Source organism: Halogeometricum sp. S3BR5-2, assembly GCF_031624635.1.
GTDB lineage: Archaea > Halobacteriota > Halobacteria > Halobacteriales > Haloferacaceae > Halogeometricum > Halogeometricum luteum.
The window spans coordinates 1-22,770 of record NZ_JAMQOQ010000003.1 but is presented as its reverse complement, the minus strand read 5'-3'; the positions used below and the strand labels follow the sequence as shown (position 1 = coordinate 22,770).

At 61.5% G+C, this 22,770-nt stretch carries 20 protein-coding genes and 1 pseudogene; 9 read left to right on the top strand and 12 right to left on the bottom strand.

The annotated features are described in order from the left end of the window. Positions 1-2 precede the first annotated feature (2 nt). Positions 3-1,469, bottom strand: a complete 1,467-nt coding sequence (locus NDI79_RS12155) for a UbiD family decarboxylase (RefSeq protein WP_310928758.1) — start codon at positions 1,467-1,469, stop codon at positions 3-5. Between the two features lie 87 nt (positions 1,470-1,556). Between NDI79_RS12155 and NDI79_RS12150 the strand changes: the two genes are divergently transcribed. After that, the gene (locus tag NDI79_RS12150) at positions 1,557-2,567 is read left to right on the top strand and encodes an amidohydrolase family protein (RefSeq protein WP_310928757.1); all 1,011 of its coding nucleotides are present in this window, start codon (positions 1,557-1,559) and stop codon (positions 2,565-2,567) included. 8 nt (positions 2,568-2,575) lie between these two features. On the opposite strand, the gene NDI79_RS12145 is transcribed toward NDI79_RS12150, so the two are convergent. The 4 genes from NDI79_RS12145 to NDI79_RS12130 form a co-directional block, all read right to left on the bottom strand. Next, a complete protein-coding gene (locus NDI79_RS12145; RefSeq protein ID WP_310928756.1) occupies positions 2,576-4,099 on the bottom strand; it encodes an acetate--CoA ligase family protein in 1,524 nt (507 codons plus the stop codon). Then, positions 4,096-5,136: an alcohol dehydrogenase catalytic domain-containing protein gene (locus NDI79_RS12140; protein WP_310928755.1), complete on the bottom strand. Its 1,041-nt coding sequence runs from the start codon at positions 5,134-5,136 to the stop codon at positions 4,096-4,098. The genes NDI79_RS12145 and NDI79_RS12140 overlap by 4 nt, the downstream gene beginning before the upstream one ends. A gap of 151 nt (positions 5,137-5,287) precedes the next feature. Further along, positions 5,288-6,136, bottom strand: a complete 849-nt coding sequence (locus tag NDI79_RS12135; RefSeq protein WP_310928754.1) for a creatininase family protein — start codon at positions 6,134-6,136, stop codon at positions 5,288-5,290. 65 nt (positions 6,137-6,201) lie between these two features. Beyond that, positions 6,202-7,167: a PLP-dependent cysteine synthase family protein gene (locus tag NDI79_RS12130; RefSeq protein ID WP_310928753.1), complete on the bottom strand. Its 966-nt coding sequence runs from the start codon at positions 7,165-7,167 to the stop codon at positions 6,202-6,204. 339 nt (positions 7,168-7,506) lie between these two features. On the opposite strand from NDI79_RS12130, the gene NDI79_RS12125 reads away from it, so the two are divergent. The 5 genes from NDI79_RS12125 to NDI79_RS12105 all read left to right on the top strand — a co-directional run bounded on the left by NDI79_RS12125 (position 7,507) and on the right by NDI79_RS12105 (position 13,729). After that, positions 7,507-8,499: a tripartite tricarboxylate transporter substrate-binding protein gene (locus NDI79_RS12125; protein ID WP_310928752.1), complete on the top strand. Its 993-nt coding sequence runs from the start codon at positions 7,507-7,509 to the stop codon at positions 8,497-8,499. A 29-nt stretch (positions 8,500-8,528) separates the two neighbouring features. After that, positions 8,529-9,161: a tripartite tricarboxylate transporter TctB family protein gene (locus NDI79_RS12120; RefSeq protein WP_310928751.1), complete on the top strand. Its 633-nt coding sequence runs from the start codon at positions 8,529-8,531 to the stop codon at positions 9,159-9,161. Beyond that, the gene (locus NDI79_RS12115) at positions 9,161-10,648 is read left to right on the top strand and encodes a tripartite tricarboxylate transporter permease (RefSeq protein WP_310928750.1); all 1,488 of its coding nucleotides are present in this window, start codon (positions 9,161-9,163) and stop codon (positions 10,646-10,648) included. The genes NDI79_RS12120 and NDI79_RS12115 overlap by 1 nt, the downstream gene beginning before the upstream one ends. A 128-nt stretch (positions 10,649-10,776) precedes the next feature. Continuing rightward, entirely contained in the window at positions 10,777-11,361 is a 585-nt protein-coding gene (locus NDI79_RS12110) for a (2Fe-2S)-binding protein (RefSeq protein WP_310928749.1), read from the top strand. Further along, on the top strand, positions 11,354-13,729 hold the full coding sequence (locus tag NDI79_RS12105) for a xanthine dehydrogenase family protein molybdopterin-binding subunit (protein ID WP_310928748.1): 2,376 nt from the start codon (positions 11,354-11,356) through the stop codon (positions 13,727-13,729). Before NDI79_RS12110 ends, NDI79_RS12105 begins: the two co-directional genes overlap by 8 nt. An 851-nt stretch (positions 13,730-14,580) precedes the next feature. Here the strand turns inward: NDI79_RS12105 and NDI79_RS12100 are convergent. Both NDI79_RS12100 and NDI79_RS12095 read right to left on the bottom strand, forming a co-directional pair. After that, on the bottom strand, positions 14,581-15,834 hold the full coding sequence (locus NDI79_RS12100) for an RNA-guided endonuclease InsQ/TnpB family protein (RefSeq protein ID WP_310928747.1): 1,254 nt from the start codon (positions 15,832-15,834) through the stop codon (positions 14,581-14,583). A 376-nt stretch (positions 15,835-16,210) separates the two neighbouring features. Then, positions 16,211-16,969, bottom strand: coding sequence for a potassium channel family protein (locus tag NDI79_RS12095; protein WP_310928746.1), 759 nt, complete (start codon positions 16,967-16,969; stop codon positions 16,211-16,213). Between the two features lie 464 nt (positions 16,970-17,433). On the opposite strand from NDI79_RS12095, the gene NDI79_RS12090 reads away from it, so the two are divergent. Beyond that, positions 17,434-18,417 (top strand): formate/nitrite transporter family protein, encoded by a 984-nt coding sequence (locus NDI79_RS12090; RefSeq protein ID WP_310928745.1) that lies wholly within the window; start codon positions 17,434-17,436, stop codon positions 18,415-18,417. A 728-nt stretch (positions 18,418-19,145) separates the two neighbouring features. On the opposite strand, the gene NDI79_RS12085 is transcribed toward NDI79_RS12090, so the two are convergent. From NDI79_RS12085 to NDI79_RS12070, 4 genes are all read right to left on the bottom strand, one after another. Next, complete coding sequence (locus NDI79_RS12085; protein WP_310929307.1) at positions 19,146-19,406, bottom strand: hypothetical protein; 261 nt, start codon at positions 19,404-19,406, stop codon at positions 19,146-19,148. Continuing rightward, a complete protein-coding gene (locus NDI79_RS12080; RefSeq protein ID WP_310928744.1) occupies positions 19,328-19,804 on the bottom strand; it encodes a nucleotidyltransferase domain-containing protein in 477 nt (158 codons plus the stop codon). Before NDI79_RS12080 ends, NDI79_RS12085 begins: the two co-directional genes overlap by 79 nt. 294 nt (positions 19,805-20,098) lie before the next feature. Further along, a complete protein-coding gene (locus tag NDI79_RS12075; RefSeq protein ID WP_310928743.1) occupies positions 20,099-20,491 on the bottom strand; it encodes a DUF5684 domain-containing protein in 393 nt (130 codons plus the stop codon). 114 nt (positions 20,492-20,605) lie between these two features. Next, a complete protein-coding gene (locus NDI79_RS12070; RefSeq protein WP_310928742.1) occupies positions 20,606-21,313 on the bottom strand; it encodes a hypothetical protein in 708 nt (235 codons plus the stop codon). Positions 21,314-21,474: 161 nt separating this feature from the next. Here NDI79_RS12070 and NDI79_RS12065 point away from each other — a divergent pair, with 161 nt between their 5' ends. Next, positions 21,475-21,636 carry a hypothetical protein gene (locus tag NDI79_RS12065; protein WP_310928741.1) on the top strand — a complete coding sequence of 54 codons (162 nt, stop codon included), beginning with the start codon at positions 21,475-21,477 and terminating at the stop codon, positions 21,634-21,636. Between the two features lie 497 nt (positions 21,637-22,133). Continuing rightward, positions 22,134-22,424 (top strand): DUF7526 family protein, encoded by a 291-nt coding sequence (locus NDI79_RS12060; protein ID WP_310928740.1) that lies wholly within the window; start codon positions 22,134-22,136, stop codon positions 22,422-22,424. A gap of 231 nt (positions 22,425-22,655) precedes the next feature. On the opposite strand, the pseudogene NDI79_RS12055 reads toward NDI79_RS12060, so the two are convergent. Further along, positions 22,656-22,770 (bottom strand): annotated as a pseudogene (locus NDI79_RS12055) (IS630 family transposase); the annotation flags it as partial.

Here is a 22,770-nt window from a genome sequence, read left to right as displayed (position 1 = left end):
GGTCAGATTCCGACCGCGTCGAGCCCCCACTTCTCCCGAACTTCCTCACGGTAGTCGTCAGGGAACGCGATGGCTTCGGGGAACTCCTCGTCGTACGGACGAGTTGCGTCGACGATGACGCGACCGCTGGTGGGGCGTTCGCGGTCCTGCACCAACGGGTCGAGCGGACTGGTGTATACTCCTTCTACTATCTCTACGTCTTCCGCGCGGCACCGCGTGCACATCGCCCACAGCACCTCGTCGAGGTTGGTCACGTCCACGTCGTCGTCGACCACGACGACGTACCGCCCGCCATAGGACCCGTTGGGCGTGCTGACGGCACCGAGGCCCGCCTGCTTCGCGTGACCGGCATACTCTTGCTCTATCGACACCACGAGGAACATCGGACGTTCGATGACGTGGCTCCAGACGCCGGTGACGCTCGGGACGCCGCCGTCTTCGAGTTGATTCCAGACGCCGCCCGCTGTCCGGACGGGAACGCCGAGGGTGTACAGCGCAGGCGGCCGAAGCGGTGGCTGACCCAGTAGGATGGGGTCGTCGCGGTGCATCACGTTCGTGACGTGCATCACCGGGAGGTCCGGGTGCGGCGGGGTGGAGTACCCCGGCCACTCCCCGAACGGGCCGTCGGTACAGCGTTCCTCCGAGAGCGGTGGCAGGTAGCCTTCGAGGGCTATCTCCGCGTTCGCCGGGATGGGGAGACCGGTGTCGGGGGCTTCGATGACCGGAATCGGTTCGCCTTGGAGCCATCCCGCCACCTCGTACTCCGACTCCTGTCTGTGTAGCGTGATGGTCGACGCGAGCCACGTCCACGGGTCCAACCCGACCACCATCGCGATAGGGCAGTCCTCGCCGCGTTCGTGGTACTTCCGCATCGTCACGAGACCGTCTTTGCCGGGCCAGATACCCATCGTCACGGTCTGTTCGTCAATGATCGACGAGCGGTAGACCCCGAGGTTGACCCACCCGGTGTCGGGGTCTTTCGTGAGGATGGTGCATCCCGTTCCAATGTAGCGGTTGTCCTCGTCCTGCGCGTGCCACACCGGGACGGGGAACTTCGTCACATCCACGTCGTCTCCGGCGTCCACGTTCTCCAGTATCGGTGCCACCTCGGGCGTCGGGTCCTCGACGAGCGTCGTCCCGTCGCCGCTTCCACCCTCGTCGCTCCACGGTTCCGCCTTCATGTCCTTTCGCCACTGATCGACCATCTCCATCGCCGTCGTCCCCTCCGGCTTTCCGAGCGTGATCCGTGAGCGCTCTATCGACCCGAACGTGTTCGAGAGGACGCGGAATCCGGACGGATATCCCTCGATGTCGTCGAACAGACACGCCGGACCCCCTCGGCCGCTTCCCTTCTCCGCGACGAGTTCGGTTACGGCGCCGATTTCGTGATTCCAGTGTGCACCCTTGAACGTCTCCAGTTCGCCGATTGCATCCACTTCGGCGAGAAAGTCCCGTAGGTCCTTGACCATGTCTCGGTATTCACAGGGTCGCTCTTATCAGTTGTGGTCCATGAGACCATCCACCACATTTATCGCCTGCGGCCGCCCGTTCGACGTATGCAAACCGTCGACGTGCAAACGCATTTCCTGCCGGAAGCGTACCTCGAAGCCCTCGGCGCGAAAGCGCGGTCGGTCCGCGTCACCGAACGCGACGGGATGCCCTACATTAGCCACGAACACGACTCGTTTCCGCTCTATCCGGGATTCACCGACCTCGACACCCGCATCGAGTGGATGGACGAACACGACGTAGACGTCGGACTCCTTTCGGTCTCGAAGCCGTCGCCGAACGAGGGTCCGTTCACCGTCCAAGAGTCGGTCGAACTCGCGCGCGCCCTCAACGACGGCTACGCCGCCGCCCGCGACGCCCACCCCGGTCGGATAAACGGATTGGCCTGCCTGCCGATGCGCGACCCCGAAGCGGCCGTCGCCGAGGTCGACCGCGTTGCCGACGAACTGGACCTCGCGGGTATCGCCCTCAAGACGACCGTTCGCGGGACGCCGCTGTCCGACCCGTCGTTCGTCCCCGTCTTCGAACGCATCCGACACCGCGGCCTCTCGGTGTTCGTCCATCCGCGGTACAACGCTCTCACCGAGTCGATGGGCGAAGACGAGTGGATGCTGAAGCCGATGGTCATCTTCCCTACTGAGACGACAGTCCAAATTTCGAGACTGGTCTTCGACGGCTTCTTCGACCGCTTCCCCGAGATTCCGTTCGTCGTGGCACACCTCGGCGGCGCGCTTCCGTACCTCGCGGGGCGACTCGAAACCGCCTACGACATCGCGAAAGAACGGGTCGCGGGCGACGCCGACGCGGACGACCTGCCCGAGCACCGCCCGACTCACTACCTCGAAACGCTGTACTACGACGCCATCGCCCACCACGTCCCGGCACTTCGATGCGCGGTCGACACGGTGGGCGCGGACCGCTTACTCTTCGCCAGCGACTATCCGTTCGAGGCCGAGGACGCCGCGGGGACGTTCGAGGACCTCGAAGCACTCGGCCTGACCGATTCGGAGCGCGAGGCCGTCCTCGGCGGAACCGCAGCGAAGTTGTTCGACCTCTGAGCGGGGTCTCAGAGAACTCGGTCGTTGCGGGTCGGGAGCGAGGAATCGTACGCCGCCTCGCCGTCGGTGTACCGGCGCCACCAGTACATCTGCTCGAGCGTTTTGATGGCCTCGACGGCCGATTCGTACACCGGAACGCCGGTCCCCTCCATCGATTCGATCCAGCCGTCTTTGACTTCCGCCCCCATGACGTACGAGAGAACCGGCTTTTCGGGATGGTCCGCCATCGCGTCGCGGTACACGTCGCCGATGCCGTCGAAGTCGGGTTCGTCCGTCGCGAGGTGGATGGTGACCACGGCGTCGACGTTGTCGTCGGCGAGGACGGCGTTCAGCGGCACTTCCTGCGCTTCGCGCGCACCGCTCGGAAGCGCGAGCCACTGGTCGATTGGGTTGCGGACCGGTTGCCAGTCGGGCACGAGCGCTTTCACCGTTTCGAGCGTCTCCTCGGAGAGCGACGCGAGGTCCAGCATCGAGTCGCTCACGTAGTCGGCGGCCATCACGGCGTTCGCCCCCGACAGCGACAACACCGCGACGTTTCGGCCGCGCGGTGCGGGTTGGTAGGAGAACCCCTTCGCGTAGTTCATGAATTCCGGGACGGTATCGGCGCGCACGACACCGTTCGCGCGACAGGCGTTCGTCACCTCGTCGTCCGGCCCGGGCGTCGACGCGGTGTGCCACCGCGACGCCGCGCGGCCCTCGGGAGTGCGTCCGGTCTTGAGCAGGACGACGGGTTTCGAGGAAGCGACGTGACCGGCCGCGGGGAAGAACTCGGCGGGTTTCCGGATGCATTCGAGGTGGAGTTGGACCACGTCCACGTCGTCGTCCTGTCCGGCGTACTTGACGAACTCCGTCTCGTCTAAGTCCATCTTGTTCCCGAGGGCGAGACTGTAGTTGTAACCGAGTTTCTGCACCTCTCGGGCCATCAACTCCTCCATGTAGACGCCGGCGAAAATACCGGTTTGGGCGGCGAGCGCGACGTTCCCGTCGTGCCACCGCGGGAACGGGACGAAACTCGCGACGAAGTCACGTTTCATCGACACCATGCCGGTCGTGTTCGGCCCGATGGCGCGGATACCGTGCTGTCTGCACGCCTCGGCTATCTCGGCCTGCATCTCCTGGCGGTCCGCGTCCACCGCCTCACCGAACCCGGCCGAGACGACGACGATGCTGGTGACGCCCTTCTCGGCGCAGGAGGGAACGATATCGGGGATGATGTGGCCCGGCACGACGAACAGCGCCGTGTCCACGTCGGTCGGCACGTCTTCGATGGACGGGTACGCCTTCAGCCCCTGAATCTCGGTCTCCTTCGGATTGATCGGGTAGACGGCTCCGTCGTAGCCGTTGATACGAATGTTCTCGACCAGCGCGTACCCCGGTTTCCCCTCGGTGTTCGACGCACCGACGACCGCGACAGCCTCCGGGTCCAGCAGCGACCCAACCTCTCTGGTCGCCGTTTCCCACGCTTCGGTCTCGCCCGGCGGCGGCGTCACGGACGGTCGATTCGCGAAGGCCGCCGTCTCGTCGCTCGTCATTCCCCCACCGTCAAGACGACCTTCCCGTACAGTTCCCGGTCGGCCATCTTGCGGAACGCTTCCTCGAACTCTTCGAGCGGATACGTCTCCTGCACCACGGGGTCGATGGTGCCGTCGAAAACGTACTCCATCATCGTCGCGAACGAGTCGCGAGTGTGCGTAGTGCTCCCGAGGACGTTCAACTGCCGGACGAACAGCAGTCGGATCTCGGTTTCGGGGTTCGGACCGGCGGTCGCTCCGGACGTGACGAGGGTCCCCCCGTTTCGGAGCGTCCGAAGCGACGGCACCCACGTCTCGCCCCCGACGTTGTTCACGACGACATCGACGCCGCGTTTGTCGGTGGCCTCCCAGACGACCCGGCTGAAATCCTCCTCGGTGTAGTCGATGACCTCGTCGACGCCCAACTCACGGAGGAAGTCGGCTTTCGCCGCACTCGACGTCGTCCCGTACAGCGTCCCCACGTTCAACACGTTCTTCGCTATCTGGACGGCGTACGAACCGACACCGCCGGACGCGCCCACGATGAGCACGTCGTCCCACGGGTCGACGTCCGCACGGGTGACCAACATGCGCCACGCCGTCCCGGCGGCCATCGGTGCAGCGGCGGCCTTCGTCATCTCGTAGCCGTCCGGGACGCGGACGAGGTTCTCCGCGGGGACGGCCACGTACTCGGCGAACCCGCCGAGTCGGTGCTCGCCGAACACCGCGTAGTTCGCACACTGGGAGTGCTCGCCGCGGACACAGAACTCGCACTCGCCGCAGGAGATGGCGGGATTGACGGCGACTCGGTCGCCCTCCTCCCATCCGGTGACCTCGTCGCCGAGTTCGTCAACGACGCCCGCGATGTCGCCCCCGCCCCAGAAAGGATACTGAGGGACGTAGTGGTCGAGTTCTCGCACCGCGAACAGGTCTTGGTGATTGAGCGCCGCCGCCTCGACGGCGACGATCACCTCGTCGGATTCGGGTGTCGGACGGGGGACGTCCATCAGTTCTAAGTTGTCGATCTCTCCGTGTTCGTGGAATGCTACTGCGTGCATGGTACTCTCTGCCGGTGGCCGGCTAACGGCTGAGAGTCACTCACGGCGGTAATAAACGTTCGTGATGAGTGCGTCCGCACTCAGTCGCGTCGAGCCGAGTTCTCGAAAATGCGGTCGAAGCAACGCTGTCGCCTCCGGCGAGGACTGTCTCTCAGTAGGTGAGGCCGAGCGACTCCCCGTCGTCGCTCCGCTGCGCCGCCCGCAGGTCTTCGAGGTCCCCGAGAAACTCCACGACGTTCGCGACGATGCCGGCGATGAGTTTCTCGCCCTTCTCCGGCGATGCGAACGTCGGGTCGCCCTGATGTCCCATCGCGTCTTCGGCCCAGTCTTGGTGCGCGCTCGCCGTCTGGATGCTGTCGTCGATGTTGACGTAGTCGTTCGACGCGAATCGCGTCCAAGACGACGTCTCCTCGGATTTCTGTATCTTCTCTTCCTTGACGAGTTCGGGGTGTCGAGCCATGATGAACGACGTCTCGAACTCCCCGCCGTGAAAGCCCGCTTCCTCGTCGCCCTCGCGGAGTTCACGGTGGAGGCGGACCGCCGCGCGCACGAGGTCGACCGTGGCGAAGAACGTGTCCGGGTGTTCCTCTTTGGTCTGTTTCGAGGCGATTTCGATCGCCGGGAGATTCGCCAGACGATGCCCGTTGACGGTGACGATGTTCGTAAAGCCGTGGTGGATGAGGCTCGCGTACACGTCTTTCAACACGGCGATGACCGTCTGCGTCGACAGCGACAGCGTCCCCGGAAACGCGAGGTGGTGATTCGCGTCGCCGTACCATATCGGCGGCGTGGTGAGCACGTCCGCGGCTTCGGCGGACTCCTCGGCGATACCGATCGCCTGGTAGGCGTCCACGCCGAGTGGGAGGTGCGGGCCGTGTTGTTCGGTGGACCCGATGGGGACGATTGCCGTCGGGTCGTCGCGCGCTTCGACGTACGACTCGATGTCCTGCCAGGTCAGGTCCTGCATCCACACCGACTGAAACGTGGTGTCCGCTGACATACGTCAAGAGCACGGACGGCGGTGGGCAAAACGTTACCGCTTAGTCCGGACGGACGAGGGGCGGGTCAGGAAAAACAGAACTTCGACTCGGCTATTCCCTCGTACAGCCCGTCCGAGAGGTACTTGAGACCGGTGTCGCACGCGACCGTGACGACCGATTGCTCGGGGTCGCGGTCCGCCGCGACGCGTCTCGCCGCGGCCACGTTCATGCCGGTGCTGGTCCCTACTAACAGCCCCTCGTCGCGGGCGAGTTGCCGGACGCACTCGACTCCTTCGGCGTTGGAGAGCGTACAGACTCGGTCGTACAGTTCTCGCTCTACGAGCGGCGGCGAGCCGAGGATGGCCGTCCCCTGAACGCTGTGAGACCCGGTCGTCCCGGCGGAGATGACGGGGGACTCCTCGGGTTCGACCAGCGTGACGGCAACGTCGGCACCCCGTTCCCGAAACGACCGCGAGGTGCCCATCGCACAGCCACCGGTTCCGACGACCATCACGAAGTCGTCGAGGTCGGGTCTGTCGTCGAGTATCTCTCGTCCGAGTGCCCCGTAGCCGTCGAGCTGGTCGGGGTTGTTGAACTGGTCGGTGAAGTACGCGCCGGTCTCCTCTTCGATACGCTCGGCTTCCGCTCTGAGGTCGTCCGAGAGACCGTCGTACATCTCCCCGTCGGGCGTCTCGACGACGACGGTGTGCGCGCCGAGCGCTCGCATCGACGCGATCTTCTCGTCGGCGACGCAGTCGGCGGTCACGACGGAGAACGGGTGGTCGAGGACGGCACAGACGAACGCGAGACTCGACCCCGTGCTCCCGCCGGTGAACTCGACAACCGAATCTCCCGGCCCGAGTTCCTCGCGCTCCTTCGCCCGTTCGATCATCGCGAGCGCCATTCGGTCCTTGAGACTCCCCGTCGGGTTCGCCCCCTCCCACTTCACGTAGATGGACGCGCCCCCCTCGGGACGCATTGACGGGAGTTCGATCATCGGCGTGTCGCCGACGACGCTGAGCGTGTTGTTGTAGCTGTGTTCGCTTGTCATCGTGCTGAGTTCGGTGGTTTCGCCGCGCTGTGTTCGACTGTCACCTTGTCACACGTTCCTCCACTGTGATAACCGTTGTGTCGTCCGACGACAGCGAGCGTGCACAGGTGCCGACAGCCCGAGCGTGTCGACCGACCGGACCACGAACTGGATGTTCATAGGGTTGACCCACCGTTTCGCGTGAATATCGGCGGTGAGTCCCGCACGAAGGGAAATGATTATATTTACTGCTGTGGTCTCATACGTGTGCGGATGAATGACAATCACAGCAGTATCATGAATAGACGATCGGTTATCAAAGCAACCGGGCTCGCCGGCATCGCGAGTCTCGCCGGGTGTATGGGGGGCGGCGAGGGTAACGGCAACGGAGGCGACAGCGGCGGCGAGGGGACGACCGAGTCGTCGACCTCCGAAGAATCGAGTACCGACACGTCCTCGGAGTCGGGGTCGTACCCGTCGGAGACGATCACGATGGTCGTCGGTTTCGGGGCCGGGGGAAGCAACGACACGCGCTACCGCGGGTTCAAGCCCTACTTCGAGGAGGAACTCGGCGGGAACACCATCGTCGAGAACCGGAGCGGCGCGTCCGGTCGTACGGGGATGAACTACCTCTACGGACAGGACCCGGACGGCTACTCGCTCATCGCGCAGTACCTCCCGACGACGATTCTGGGGGCGGCGCTGTTCAACACCCAGTACGACCCCTCGGAGCTGACGCCGATGGGGACCGTCGACGCGGGTTATTCGTTGCTCGTCGCGCCCGCGGGGAGGTACGAAGACCTCAGTGACATGATGAGTCAGCTCGGCGATTCGGAGTTCACGATGGCCTCCACGGGGACGGGGTCGACCACGCATTTCAGCGCGGTCAGCGTTCTCGACTCGCTCGGTATCAACTACCGCGAACAGGTGAGCGCCGTCCCATACGACAGCGGTTCAGAGGCGGGGGCCGCGGCCGCGTCCGGTGACGTGGACATCGCGTACTCCTCTTCGGATCTCACCGGTCTCGTTCAGGACGGCCGCATCGACGTGTTGCTCGTCGACCGACCGAGTCCGTCGCCACGCTACCCGGACGCGCCGACGGTGAACGACATCTCCGAGTGGGATATCCCGGTCGTCGCCGGTGAGATGGCCATCCACGGCCCGCCCGGCGTCGACGAGGCGAACGTGTCCGTGGTCTCCGACGCCATCACGGCGGCGTGCCAGAACGAAGAGTACCAGGGGTTCGTCGAGAACAACGGGCTCTCCGTGGTCGGCGTCGGCGCCGAGGAGACGCGACAGAAGATGGACGACCTCCAAGCCGCGGCGGACCGCTATCGAGAACTCACCCAGTAAGCCGACCGGAATCCATCACACACATCTCCATGACCGACGCATACGACGAAGAGAGGCGAGAGAGCAGGGACGCGCGCGGCGTCCTCGCTGCGACGTGGGACCAGTTGGTGCTCTTGGCGGTGTTCGGCTACCTTATCTCCGTCACGGTGCAGTACCCGGACAGCGCCCGTCGATTCCCGCTGGTGTTCCTCGTCGCGGGTTTCTGTTTTCTGGTGGTGCAGTTCTCCTCGGAGGTGCTTCCGCCGGCGTACGGCGAGCGCATCAAGGTGCTGACGCAGGGGATGGCCAACGAGATGGAGACGGATCGCGAGGAACTGGTCGATGAGGAGGGGCGAACCGAGAGCGGGAGCGTTACCGACGACGCATCCCGCGCGGAGGGGCCGACGGTCGAGCCGATTCTCACCTCCCGGACTACCCGAAGCGTGGGTATCATCGGATTGCTCGTCGTTTTCGTCGGTGTCGCGTACCTCGTCGGCTTCTTCTACGCTATTCCCCTGCTCATCCTCGGTACCGTCGGTCTCTTGGGTCGTCGCGACTGGCGGTCGGGCATCGTGGCCAGCCTCCTCGTCATGGCCGCCATCTACGTCCTGTTCGGTCAAGTTCTGCACGTGCCGGTCACCGAGGGCGTGTACGAGCTTCCGATTCTCGGAGGGGTGCTCTGATGACTGCTCTCGGGTACATCCAGGAGGCGCTGGCGACGGTACTAACACCGGAACTGCTCGGACTCATCCTCGCCGTCTCTCTCATCGGCATCCTCCTCGGGGCGACGCCGGGGATCGGTCCGACGCTCGCGCTGGTGTTGTTCTTCCCGTTCACGTTCGTCCTCGAACCCGAGGTGGGCCTCTCGTTGATGGCGGTTCTCTACGGGTCGACGACGTTCGGCGGGTCGGTGTCGGCGATTCTCGTCAACATCCCCGGGACGCCCGGGTCGGCGGCGACGCTGTTGGACGGCTATCCGCTCACGAAACAGGGGAAAGCCGCGGTCGCACTCGGAACGGCCACGCTCTCGTCGTTCGTCGGCGCGGTCATCGGCCTCTTCTTCCTCGCCCTGTTCGCGCCGGTCCTCGCGGACTTCTCGCTGGAGTTCGGTCCGGCGGACTTCTTCATGCTCGCGGTGTTCGGGCTGTCGATCATCTCCGCGGTCACCCGAGGGTCGCTCCTGAAGTCGCTCGTCGCAGTCTCCATCGGCGTCGTGTTCGCCTCCGTCGGCACCGACCCCATCCGCGCGAGTCCGCGGTACGTGTTCGACACGTTCTATCTGCAGGGCGGTATCGACCTCGTGGTGTTACTCGTCGGCCTGTTCGCCGTCTCGCAGGCCATCGAGATGACGCTGTCCACTGACTCGGTGGTCCGAGTGTCGGCCGCCGGCAGCAACGTCTGGGAGGGCGTCCGCGAGGCGATGAGAGACTGGACCGGGATGCTCCGCGGCGGCCTCATCGGAACGTTCGTCGGATCGATACCCGGTGTCGGTATCTCGGCGGCGAACTTCCTCTCCTACCTCGTCGCAGTCCGACTGTCCGACAAACCCGAGTCGTTCGGCACCGGCAATCCCGAGGGCGTCGTGGCCGCCGAGTCCGCCAACAACGGCTCGACGATGGGTGCGCTCGTCCCCGCGATGGCGCTCGCCATCCCCGGCGGCGCGTCGGCCGCGGTGTTCATCGGCGTGATGGTGACGTACGGAATCTCACCCGGCCCCCAAGCGTTCGAGGGGACCGCGCTCCCCTACGTCATCTACATCAGCATCCTCCTCGGAAACGTCGTCTTTCTCCTCGGGGGGTTGCTCGGCGGGAAGTACTTCGCCCGCGTCAACGACCTCCCGGACGACATCCTGCTCGCGTCCATCATCAGCTTCGCCTTGATGGGCGCATACGCCGTCCGCACGAACATCACGGACGTCATGGTCGCGGTGTTGATCGGCTTGTTCGCGTTCGTCCTCGACAGACGGGGGTACTCGCTCGTCGCGTTCATCATGGGGTTCATCCTCGCACCCATCGCCGAACGCGGCTTCCAGCGCGCACTGCTCATCTCCGGGGGCGACTACTCCGTGTTCGTCACGCGCCCCATCAGCGGATTCCTGCTCGTGCTCTCTCTCGTGATGTTCTTCTCGCCGATCGTTCTGCGTCTCCGCACGGAGCGCGGTGACGCCTGAGCTTCGACTGTCGGCCCTCTTTGCTCCCGGCCGCCCGGGACCGCGCCTCTTGCCGAACCGGACGGTCAGGGCCGTTACATCTTCGAGACGGCAGTACGCTTATGTGCGAGTGACCGAATCCTATGTCAATGGGAGACGAGGTGACCGGCCAGTCGTCCGTAGAGTTGACCGTAGACGGCGAGCACCGGACGATCACGTACCGAGAGGGAAGCAGCCTGATGCAAGCGCTCCGAGACAACAGAATCGATTCGGTCCTCAACGGCTGTAGCGAGGGAGTCTGTGGCGCGTGCAACGTCCTGAACGAGGACACCGGCGGGGTCGTCCGGAGTTGTCTGTTTCCGGCCGACCGCTTCGACGGGGCAGAACTGACGACCGCGGCTGGACTCGTCGACGACGAGACCGGCGAACTCCATCCGGTACAGGCCGCGTTCCTCGACCACGGCGCGGCGCAGTGCGGTTTCTGTATTCCGGGAATGATGGTCTCCGCCGCCAAACTCCTCCGCGAGAACGACGACCCGACGCGGGAGGAGATCGCGAGCGCGTTGAACGGGAACATCTGTCGGTGCACCGGATACGTCCAACAGTTCGACGCCGTCGAAGACGCCGCAGCGCGGATACGAGGCGAGACGGAGACGTCCGAGCAGTCGTCAGCCGTTACCGACGGCGGGTGTCCGGGCTGTGACTGCGGATTCGGTGGTGAGAGCGATGAGTGAGCAGACCCGGACGCCGCCCGCGGAGAGTAGCGTGAGCGACCGCGACGAGAGACGAGCGTCGGCCCCGGGCGACGTCGGCGACAGCGTCGAGAAGGTCGACGGTCGCGGACTCGTCACCGGAAAGGCGGCCTACACGGACGATGTGGTGGCCGACGACGCACTCGCGGGGAAGGTCCTGTACAGCCCACACGCTCACGCGACCGTCCGCGACATCGATACGTCCGAGGCAGCGTCGATGGAGGGCGTCCGCGCCGTCGTCACCCGAACAGCGGACTTTCCCCACCGCTACTGCAGGCAGGGCGTCCCGCACCCGCAGCCGGCACCGTACGACGAGGGAGGAAACGACCCGACGGTTCGATTCGTCGGCGACCCCGTGGCGGCAGTGGCCGCCGACACCGACGACATCGCGGCCGCGGCACTCGACGCCATCGAGGTCGAGTACGAGGTGCACGACCACGTCCTCGCGCCCGAGGAGGCGATGGCACCGGAGGCACCGACGCTTCACGACGAAGACGAGTACGAGAACCCACAACCCGGCTGTGACCGCGACCGGAACGTGGTCGCCGAGGTCGAATCGAGCGAGGGAAACGTGGACGCCGCCTTCGCCGAGGCCGATATCGTCGTCGAGGGCGAGTACTCGACGCAGACCGTTCAGCACGCCCAGTTGGAGCCGAACGCCACTATCGCGTGGATAGACGACCGCGACCGCCTCGTCCTCCGCACCAGCACGCAGACGCCTCATCTCGTCCGCGACAACGTCGCACGCGCGTTCGGCCTGCCGCGAGCGAAGGTGAAAGTGGTAAAGCCACGCGTCGGCGGGGGATTCGGCGGGAAGCAGGACACGCTCCCGACGCAGTACTACTGTGCGGCACTCGCGCGGAAGGCCGACGCGAAGGTTCGGCTCGTCACGTCGAGGGAAGAAGACCTGTACGCGACTCACTGCCGGCACGCGATGGATATCACCGTCAAAACGGCCGTCACCGAGGACGGGGAACTCACGGCGATGGACGTGGACATTACGTCGAACACGGGCGCGTACGGAAACCACGCATTGACCGTACTGTCGAACGGCGGGCACGAACCGCTGTCCGTGTACGACCTCGAAAACCGGCGATTCACCGGGCGCGCCGTCTACACCAATATCACGCCCGCCGCCGCGATGCGCGGGTACGGGTCGCCGCAGGGCGCGTTCGCCGTCGAGAGTCACATCGACGAAGTGGCCGAAGCGGTCGGAATACCGCCGCTCGAACTCAGACGGCGGAACATCGTCCACGACGGTCTGAAGGCGTTCGACCCCGGATTCTCCGAGAGCAAGCGTCCCTTCGCCGCCATCGGACTCGAAGAGTGTATCGACGAGGCGACCGCGGACGCCGACTGGCGCGACGAACCGCGAACGGTCGAGACGGAGGACGGGCGGTACGCTCGCGGATTCGGTATCGGACTCGCGATGCACAAATCCGGTGTCGCAGGCGACGAGTTCGCCGGTGCGGAGATAACCATCGAGGACGACGGCACCGCGACGCTTCGGGTCGGCGTCGGCGACATCGGACAAGGTGCCGACACGACGATGGCGCAGATCGCTTCGGGCGTCCTCGGTATCCCGACGAGCGACATCCACGTCCAGAGCGACGACACGGACGCGACGCCCTGGGACAACGGCGCCTACGGCTCCTCGACGACGTACGTCTCCGGAACGGCGGTCCGACGCGCCGCGGAAGAAGCCGCCGAGAAACTGTGCGACGCCGCGACCGACTACCTCGAGGATAGCCGCGAGTCGCTCGCGCTCTCGGAAGGGGCCATCACCGGTCCGTCCGGCGACCAGATTCGAGTCGCCGACCTCGCGGAACGCATCTTCACCGGTATCGATGGGCGGAAGAAACGAATCATCGGCCACGGCGACGCCGCGCCGGAACTCTCGCCGAAACCGTTCGCCGCACAGGTCGCGGAGGTCGAAGTCGACCTGGAGACGGGCGATTTCGAGGTGATGCAACTGGTCAGCGCCGCCGACGTCGGCTACGCCATCCACCCCGAGAACTGCCGCGGACAAGTCATCGGTGCCGCCGTCATGGGATACGGACAGGCGGTATCCGAAGCGGTCACGTGGGACGAGGACGGCCGCCCCGAAGTGACGACGCTTCGGGAGTACGAGTCTCCCCGAGCCACGGACATCCCCGCGCGAACGACGGGCATCCTCGTCGAACCGTACGAACCGTCCGGCCCGTTCGGCGCGAAGAGCGTCGGGGAGACGTGTAACATCGCCCCGCCGGCCGCCGTCGCGAACGCCGTTCGCAACGCCTGCGGCGTGCGCGTGGTCGACCTCCCCGTGACCGCCGAGAAAATCGCGTCGGGGCTACGCCGAACCGAGTAACGGTCGAAACCGCTCGGCTGTCTCGGGGTCGAATTCTCGTGGGTTTTCCGCTAAACTGTGCTGTTCGAGGTACGGGGTCCCACCCCGTATGCTATTTTCGTCTGTCCGGCGCCTCAGCCTCGATGTCAGCACTGATGAGCTCTGGTAGTTCGACTTATAATGTTCTGTATCTCGGGAAGGACGAGTTACCACACAACACAGTTCAACCAAGCGATAGTTATCTCTGAATCGGAACCCAGGTGAAGTGTCTCTGCTCTCATCGACCGTAGGTGAGGTCAATCTCGCCTATATAAGGTTCCGCGCTTCGGTAAACAGTCTCGTGCACTTGGTCGGAGGGAGCGCGAGTGAGTGCCGTCGTTGTACTCCCTGAAGCTGATGAGCGATAAGCGGTCACAATCTCAGTCCTCTGGATGTCGCTATCGGGATATTACATATATAGATGTGTAATGGATGGCAATTTGGTTCGTTGAAGTACGAGTCGGACGGTTACGGACTTGGGCCTCGGCGTCGCGAAATCGATCGGTCTTTTTCTCCGATTTATGCACCGAATGTACCAGTATGCTCCGACAAACAGATACTGTGGAATCTGCCCAAACCTCTGCCTATGTATTGCCCGATTTTGAGACCACATCTGTAAATAAATCTTCAGGATATCGATTTCACAAGTGTATGTCTAGGAAATAAAACTCTATTCCGAATATCGACACGTCGACCCACTCGCGTCCGCAGGACGGCGTGAACCCCATCTCTCTCATCAGATATCGTCGTCGGGATAGAAGGCGGGGATGACGATACGATTCGAGCCTCATGGTGGGCGGACACCACTCAACGCGATCTCGGTTACCGAAGTGTCATCGACCCACGACTGAAGTCGTGGGCTTGTCCGTGGACTCCCGGTCTGACGACGAAACGTCGTAGGCGGCGTAATCGCCATTCCCGTTCAGCATCCCGGATTTGAGGGCGAGATGACCGTCGCCCAACCCAGAGGGACGTTTGCCCTCTGGTAAAGTTAGCAGTTTCTGACCGATGTTCTTGGAAGCGTTGTAGTCGCCATCAACTGAGTACCCACACTCGTTACACTCGAACCACCCGTCCGAATTACGATTCGTACTGGATTGATGCCCGCACTTCGAGCAGGTCTGACTCGTAAACGCGGGCGGTATCTGTTCAACGTGGATACCGTACTCGCTAGCCTTGTACGCGAGCATGTCTTGGAGTTCGCGGAACGCCCAGTTGTGCATCTGACGCTTCACTTGGTCGTTCCGACTGTCCATCCGCTCGCGGATGTGGGTCAGGCGTTCGACGGCGATGTACGAACAGTCGTGGATGTCTGCCTCTTCCACGATGCGTCGAGAAATCGTGTGCAGGCGATTCAGCACGAAGCGGTTTTCTCGCCCCGACAGTCGCCGGAGTACCTGCTTGGCGGAGCGAGTGCCTTTGTGCTGAAGGCTTCGACGCACGCGGAAGTAGTGGTTCTGACCCCACAATAGTTCACCACCATCGTAGAACGACCCCGTACTCGTTACGGCGACGTTCTTCAGGTTCAAGTCCACACCCAACACTTTGTCACCGTCGCGTTCTTCGGTCTCTTTCTTGATGACGATGTGGAGGTAGAACGTTTCGTCGTCCTCGCGGTAGTGGAGCGTTCCCATCCGCTTCTCGTAGTCGTCATCATCGAGGTAGGACTTCTGGTAGTCACCGAGAACGTACTCTACGGCGACCCGACCGTTGATGGTGGAGAGGGTGGCCGACCTGTCCTTGATAGTCAACGTCCGTTTATCGTAGACTGCTGACGATTCGTTGAACCGTGGGAGTGGTCGGCTGTTCCCCTTTTTCCAGTCAGCGATGGTGGATTTCATCGCTTCGACGGCTTTCGAGTAGGCTCGAACGCAGAGGTTCGCGGGTAGGTCTGTCTCGTCTCGCAAGTCGTGATACACCTCGTCGTGTATGGTGGACTTGTTGAGGATGAGGTAGCCGTCGTCGTTGCGACCGTGTTGGACGGTGTAGTTGCAAGCGTGGTTGAACTGCTCGATGGTCTGATGGAGGTCGTCCTCTCGGTCATCTGGAACCGAGAGTTCGACCGGAATGGTTCGTTTGACCTCCATCTGTAACTTCACGTATAGAGTGGTGTTTTATAAACCCCCCTGGCTGGCGTGGGGGAGTCGGACTCCTATCGTTCGTGGTTGGTAGAATGGACTGTCGGATTCCTCCCACGGCTGAAGCTGTGGGCTTCCTCCTTGCATCTATGTGAGTCTCTGCGGACGATTGCTCGGTACGAACGGGGAAGAGACGGGCTCCGCAAGAGTCAGCACTCGTTTCTGACAGCGTTCGGTGAGGTCCGTGTGGTCGTGCTGAACAGAGGGCGCGAATCGGTCATTCGAACTTCCCGGTCACGATGCTACGGACAGAGGATGTATTCAGCAGACCGTCATCCTTTAGTTCACACTGGATGGGCCGAACGAATCGATTAGAAGAGGGTGCTTATTGCTCGATGAGTTGTTTTTGCTCTTCAAGTGTTTCTTCATGGTCTTCAACAGCATCCCCTCGGGCTTTTGTATCTCCACTAAGACGTCCTGACAATTCTTTTAGACGGTCTTGTTTCCCATAGAGGACAAGTGTGTCTCCCGGTTTTACCTTCACATCTGGTTGTGGCGCACCTATGTATGAGTCGTCCCGGCGGATGCCGAGTATCGACACACCTTCACCTGGTAAATCCAACTCAGTAATAGTCTTCTCTGCCAGCCAATCACCCGCGCTGATTTCTACCTCTGCCACACGATACTCGCGTCGTAACCCAAGTAATTGGGCATAATCCGTGACCTCCAACTCTGTCGTCTTGCTAAGTGTCCACTCGATGAATGGCGTAACGAGTCGGTTGAACCACCGACTCCGTGCGAACAGAATAATCACACCGGCACCACCGAGAATGTACAACAAGTTCAGCAGGTTTCCGCCACCAGTACGGGTGAACGAAAGGACAAGCGACGAAATTGCACCGAGGAGTCCGATACTGCCAAGCCGAATAAGCGCCTTCACGGTTTTGCGGCGGCCTGCCGTGGTGACGGCCTGTTCAGCCTCTTCGGTCGTATATCCAGCCCCAGAAAATGCCGACGTAGCTTGGAAGGAGGCCACATCTGGTGAGAGGCCCGTCATCTCCAGCGCAATTGAACCAATACGCACAATCAACAATGAGAGTGCGAAGATGACCAGTAGTGACAGTATTGGATACGTGGCAACCATACTTCGATGTGAGTTCCCGTATTTGTAAACGTCAGCACTGACGCGAACTACACGCTCTGTTCTGAGCAATCCGACTCGCACATACTGGATGCTGTGCCAGTGACCGATTCGCGCCCTCTATTCAACATGATTGCAGAGACCTCACCGAACACTGTCAAGAGTCGCGTGCTGAGTATAGAGGATGTAGTCAACAGAATGGCAGCTTCAGAGGAATAGTCACCAGTTAGTTGGCCCTGACTCACATGCACGGGATAACGGAACGCTATACGTCCGAACGCCGGAAGCCGTCTCCCGCTTACCGCTGATAAAACTCATAATGCTACAGATTGTCACCCATATTCAGGGAGAGACATTATGGTACCACCATTTCATCTTGGCTCGGGATCCCGGATTATCCACGTCCAACGAGCGGACCCGACTCCGAATATAGTCGAACCACAGCAGTTGCTGTCTGGAGGGTATTCATGAGCGACGAATCCGAGGACTCGCCACCAGTCGTCCGGTCCCAGGACCGGGCTGCTTCCGGCGTCCCGGCAGCGGGCTGGGCACTCGGCGATCGCTTCTCATGGGATGAAATCCATCAACGGCTACTTGCGTCCGCCGATGAGGAAATCGACAGCACGCTCTCGGAACTGTTTTTCAGCGGTTTCACCGCCGGCTTCGCGATCGTCTTGACGTTCATCGGCTACACGGTCGGGACCGCGACGTTCCCAAACAATAGATTCCTCGCCGCAGTGCTGTATCCGATCGGGTTCATGTACATCATTCTCGGACGGTACGAACTGTACACCGAGACCACTCTCCCACCTGTCAAGCTAGTCCTAACCCGGTTGGCCAGTCTCCCCTTGCTATTACGCATGTGGAGCGTCGTCCTGCTGGCGAATGTCATCGGTGCCGCGTTCGGCGCGTTCATCCTCGCAAACACGCACGTACTTACGCCGGCAGAGATGGAGGTCGGAGCCGAATTCCTCCAGCACGGCCTCGAACTGGGCTGGTGGGACCTGTTCTTCAAGGCCCTGTTCGCGGGGTGGCTTGTTGCTGGCGTGGTGTGGCTCCATACGGCTGTGCAAGATACAATTTCGCGTGTCGTAATCACTTATCTCGTCTTCTTCACGATTCCCGTCCTCGGCCTGTACCACGTCGTGAGTTCAGGCGCTGAAGCACTCTTCGTCATGTTCCTCAAGACGCCGAGTCCGGGGGTACTCACCCTGATTTACGAGTTCTGGCTTCCGATTTTGCTTGGCAACACGACTGGTGGCGTCGTATTGGTCGCGCTCGCGAGCTACGCGCAAGCCGAGAGACGCCGGTATCCGGAGATTCGGGTTCTGTCGACCCGGGAGATGCTGTTTAGTTTGAAAGGCGGTCGCCCGTTCGAAACGCCGAGACCGGGCATCCAGTTACCGGAAAACGGTGGTGGACCCGAGGAGGAATCCGACACAAGTAGGTGACGTTGTACTATAGACAACCTGCAACTCTCCATTTTGTGGGGTGGTGCTGAATATGCAGGCGCTACTCAGCGGTTAGTTCAGTCTGGGCAGAGTGGAATAAACGAGCCCTCCGTGCTGAATCCATCCTCTGTAGTCAGCACGTGGTTCTTGGCAGGGTTTGGTGAGGTTGCTGCGGACGTGCCGAATAGAGGGCGCGTAGTTTCCTAGGTGAAGGCAATCCGTTCCGGTGCTCTGACTGGTGGTCTTTCTCGATGCCTGTTTGGGGATCGGTTTCGTCATCGGAGGCTGTAGTCGACTAGGGCGGACTCATCGTCGAAACGGCGCGTCGTATTGAGAGCCAGGTCAACCCGCGTTGCGTCGGGGAGGAGTCGGGTTCCCCCACCGACAATCGTCGGGACTAAGCGCAGTACGCACCGGTCGACCGGGTCTGCCCGGATGGCCTCGGCAGCGGGGTCGGCGCCACCGATTGACAGGTCGCGATCAGCTTGGTCTCTCATGGCCTGTCTCCTGTCGGGGTCGAACGTCTGCTCTGGGCGAGTCCGCTTCCGGCACGGTGTTCCAGGGTGGCTGAGCAGATGATTTCGTCGGTATCCCGCCACGCCTCGGAGAACTCGCGTTGTACTTCGGGTAGGCCGTCGAGGTCAAAGGTGTCCCATACTTGCATCGTCTCGTGCATACGACGGCCGAGGAGGGAGCTGTCACCGATACAGCCCGGTGAGTGGCCATACTCATCCTGATCTCTGTCCGTACCTCGTCCCGAACCAGAAAGCCACTATGGGAACGAGAACGAACGCGAACAGGGATACAGCCCAACTGTAGATCAGCACGGTCCGCCCAACCGTACCGAACAGTGGGACCCACGAGACCGAGTCAGTAACCAGGCCATCAACAATCCTCCTGATGCCTGCTCTCAGGAAGAGCGAGACGATGATGAGTCCGACAACTCCGAGCGGATATCGAAGATCGGAGTACTGATTTCCCATTGACATATGCTCCTTGCGTGGCCGAACCGATATAAGCTTTCCAACAGAACGCCGAACTCCGTCCTCGTACCCGTCGTATCCGAAATCACAGCACGTTGCTGTCGGCGAAGGTCATCACGTTGGTCATCGAACGTCGCTTCGATAGTTTCCTTGAACCGTCCAAACGCGTGCTCGTCACCGCAGACGAGTGTTCCGTTGACGGGGTCGTGTGCGACGTCGAGAGGAAGCGTTTCAATGTCAGAGATGTCGATAAATGGCCATCTCTCTTGTTGGAGGTCTCCCGACAGGAAACACCGCTCTTCGAATCGTTCGCTGCTCGAGAGATCGTCAGAGAATTTGACGGCGATATCGAGATCGGATGCGTCAGTCGCTTCTCCCGTGATCTGAGACCCAAACGTGACCACGAATTTGATATCCTGGTCGGAGCACACGACCTCTTTGAGGGAGACGAATAATGCCGAACTCTCGTCGGCTCTTATACCCGAATCGACGGCGTATCATCACAAAAGAATTCCGCTGCAGTGGGCGACATAGCTCGGACCTGCGTTGATACCCGCTGCTCGACTTCACTTCATTGATCGTACACCGAGTCTGAAACGAGCAGAGTTCTTTCAACTAGTTATATAATTGAAGACACATGCGGTGGTCCTCGCTTGCCTTAGTTAGTGATGGACCTCAGACCCTCGATAGGAGAGTAGTCACGCCAGCCCACCGGACTGGCGGGGCTGATAGTCACCGAAGCCCAAGAGTGGGTAGAAGATGATGCCGAGGAACGTGAGTCCAAGCCCAAAGCCGATGCCTCGCCCGAAGAATCGGGCCACTCCGGCGTGGATTTTGTACAGCGCGTAAATGTTCACTATCGGCACGAATACGAGCACCAACCACCACCACGCGTTCTTCCCGATCTGAAGCATGACGTAGAAGTTGTATATCGGGATGATCGCCTTCCATCCCGCGCGGCCGGCTTTCTCGAATACCGCCCACATCCCGGCAATTTGAATCACGGCGAGTACCAACTGGAACAGGAGAAGTCCGATACCACCGGTATCACTGCCCTGAAGCGGGACTGTCGACACTTCGAGTGGGACCATATGCGCAGTGGTAGGAATAGTAACAAAAAAGACTGACGACTTCTGTCGACTTTTTCCCGCGCCTGAAGATGCGCGAATCCACCGTGGGATTCGGACGGTCGACGCCCTGTGGCTTCAGCTCCGACTCGTGCGCAGGAGGAGGATGCCCAGGCCGACGAACCAGACGATCTGGGTGAGCCCAAAGATTCCCCCGCCGATTTCTCCGAGCGCCGGGATGGCCGAGAGGATGCCGGCCGTGCCGACCACGAGACCGACGTAGTTCAGCACGCGGTGCAGTGCTTGCGTCTGCAACGCGACGATGCTGACGAGTAGCGTCCAGAGACCACCGACGATTTCGTTTCCACCTCCGAGCCCGTCGATAACCGGACTGACCGCCAGCCAGACCGTCGTCGCTTGGGCGGGGTCGGTACTATACAAGTCGACAACGACTCCGGTTGCGAGGGTGGCAACCATCCCACTGGCGATGACGAGTCCGGCCCAGATGAGGCCGAACGCGGTCGTCGCACGCATCAGCATCGGTGCGTCGGTCGCGAGTCGCTCGTGGAGTGCGAGGACGAGCGCCACGAGGATGATTCCAAAGACGACGTAGATGAGCAGGTACATCGCGTACAGGCTGGTCTCGTTCGCGACGAACAGTTCGATCTGTTCGAGCGGCCCAGCGGCGCCCGCGAAATCGAGGATTACGAGGAAGTACGCGATCCCGGCGACGTAGATGGCCGCTTCAGCCAGTGCCGCGAGCCCGCCGACCCTCAAGTAGTTCCATCGTCGCACCGTCGGCGATTGCTCGGTTCCCGTGACTGGGTGGCTTGGTGTCGATGCCATGTCTTTTCAGTTCAAGAACATGGTCGGCTGAAGAGATAGCCCTGTCGTACACGCGTCAGTCTGCGTGAATCACCGCGGCTCTCCCTGGATACACTGCAAACGAGTGAGAGGATTTGAGAACGAACAAATGACATAATACTAAGAGAATGTTCTATCTCTGCGTGCATCTTGTCGGAGAGGAATACTGGAATATTGATGCTGGCGGTCGCACGATCAGTATCAACGCCAGCAAGCTAGCCTACGAACAGATGGACATAGAGAAGGCCAAAGAAGTCCGTGATACACTTTCGGATTTGATTGAGGAGTTGGAGGCTCGTCATTGAGATTCTCCCACGGCTGATGTTGTCGGATTTTCTCTGTGGAATCGGCGGCTGTTCCCGTACCTCCGGAAGCGATACGCTCACCGTGTGCGGATGCTTTCGCACGTACCGTCGCATTATACCGTAAACTCTAATTCGGTGCTGTTGGGTCGTCGAGAGAAACGGTCGGTTGGCTGGGTGGGTCACGGAGACACCGTTTGACTCGGAGTCGTATACAGCCGCCTCCCGTGTCTCGTGTTCTTCTGCTTTTCTCCACAGAGGGTCTGATGAGTGCTGCTGTTCTAGTACGGACACCACCTCGTCCGCAGTTTACGCCCGCGTTGGTGAGGTTTCTAGCACACAGACGCCATCCCCACAGTATTATACATCCGCGATTCTACGCGATGAACCAGACGGTTCATTTCAGTAGTTCCGAGACCGCACGCTTGAGAACTCCTGTTGCACCCGGATGTCTCGGTCCATAGCAGGTTATTCATCCTGTTCGCTCTCCTCGTAAGACTGTGACCGAGGAAATTCAGGGCGAAGTCCTGCACGTCGTCCCTCCAAACGAGTTGGGCGAGCACGATTTGACGTCCAGTCTGCAGGAGTTGGCCGAGTCGCGCTACGTCATCGTCGTCCGGAAAGGGGGCCATCCCTCGCTCCTGCAACTTCTCTGGGCGTTCGTTCGTCGCCAGCCTCTCGAGGCAGTGACTGTCGTCACTGCGCACCCTTACGAAGAAGGTGACGAGGTGACGTTGCGGGTCGAGGACACGGAGCTAGCTGGCGTCTACGTCGCGGAACACTCGAAGTGAAAGCATCGCTGTTCAAAGTGCACATAGAATCGCATCGGGACTAACACGAGTCGAGAAGGCGTGCACGAGCCGAAAGCAGTCGCTCGCTGGGATCGGACCTCAACGGGCACACAGCCGAAACTCGTGTCTTTTGGACTTCCCTTCCTCTGTGCGATACGGGACGCTGCGAGTGCTGCTAGCGAGGGCCGGACAGCACTGTGTCCGCTGTTCTTCACTGCGCTATAGTAGACACTAGAAGTAATTGCTCACTTTAGGGACGGAGAGTTTGTCGAGAGCGGTGTCGATCGCTGTTGTTAGCTCGTCGAGTGAGTCAAAGAATCGGTTGCTCAGTGCCTTTTGCAGCTGT

Bases quoted from the DNA above. Each gene is read 5' to 3' on its own strand.
- NDI79_RS12155 (WP_310928758.1), bottom strand. From the start codon at position 1,469: ATGGTCAAGGACCTACGGGACTTTCTCGCCGAAGTGGATGCAATCGGC.
- NDI79_RS12150 (WP_310928757.1), top strand. From the start codon at position 1,557: ATGCAAACCGTCGACGTGCAAACGCATTTCCTGCCGGAAGCGTACCTC.
- NDI79_RS12145 (WP_310928756.1), bottom strand. From the start codon at position 4,099: ATGACGAGCGACGAGACGGCGGCCTTCGCGAATCGACCGTCCGTGACG.
- NDI79_RS12140 (WP_310928755.1), bottom strand. From the start codon at position 5,136: ATGCACGCAGTAGCATTCCACGAACACGGAGAGATCGACAACTTAGAA.
- NDI79_RS12135 (WP_310928754.1), bottom strand. From the start codon at position 6,136: ATGTCAGCGGACACCACGTTTCAGTCGGTGTGGATGCAGGACCTGACC.
- NDI79_RS12130 (WP_310928753.1), bottom strand. From the start codon at position 7,167: ATGACAAGCGAACACAGCTACAACAACACGCTCAGCGTCGTCGGCGAC.
- NDI79_RS12125 (WP_310928752.1), top strand. From the start codon at position 7,507: ATGGGGGGCGGCGAGGGTAACGGCAACGGAGGCGACAGCGGCGGCGAG.
- NDI79_RS12120 (WP_310928751.1), top strand. From the start codon at position 8,529: ATGACCGACGCATACGACGAAGAGAGGCGAGAGAGCAGGGACGCGCGC.
- NDI79_RS12115 (WP_310928750.1), top strand. From the start codon at position 9,161: ATGACTGCTCTCGGGTACATCCAGGAGGCGCTGGCGACGGTACTAACA.
- NDI79_RS12110 (WP_310928749.1), top strand. From the start codon at position 10,777: ATGGGAGACGAGGTGACCGGCCAGTCGTCCGTAGAGTTGACCGTAGAC.
- NDI79_RS12105 (WP_310928748.1), top strand. From the start codon at position 11,354: ATGAGTGAGCAGACCCGGACGCCGCCCGCGGAGAGTAGCGTGAGCGAC.
- NDI79_RS12100 (WP_310928747.1), bottom strand. From the start codon at position 15,834: ATGGAGGTCAAACGAACCATTCCGGTCGAACTCTCGGTTCCAGATGAC.
- NDI79_RS12095 (WP_310928746.1), bottom strand. From the start codon at position 16,969: ATGGTTGCCACGTATCCAATACTGTCACTACTGGTCATCTTCGCACTC.
- NDI79_RS12090 (WP_310928745.1), top strand. From the start codon at position 17,434: ATGAGCGACGAATCCGAGGACTCGCCACCAGTCGTCCGGTCCCAGGAC.
- NDI79_RS12085 (WP_310929307.1), bottom strand. From the start codon at position 19,406: ATGTCAATGGGAAATCAGTACTCCGATCTTCGATATCCGCTCGGAGTT.
- NDI79_RS12075 (WP_310928743.1), bottom strand. From the start codon at position 20,491: ATGGTCCCACTCGAAGTGTCGACAGTCCCGCTTCAGGGCAGTGATACC.
- NDI79_RS12070 (WP_310928742.1), bottom strand. From the start codon at position 21,313: ATGGCATCGACACCAAGCCACCCAGTCACGGGAACCGAGCAATCGCCG.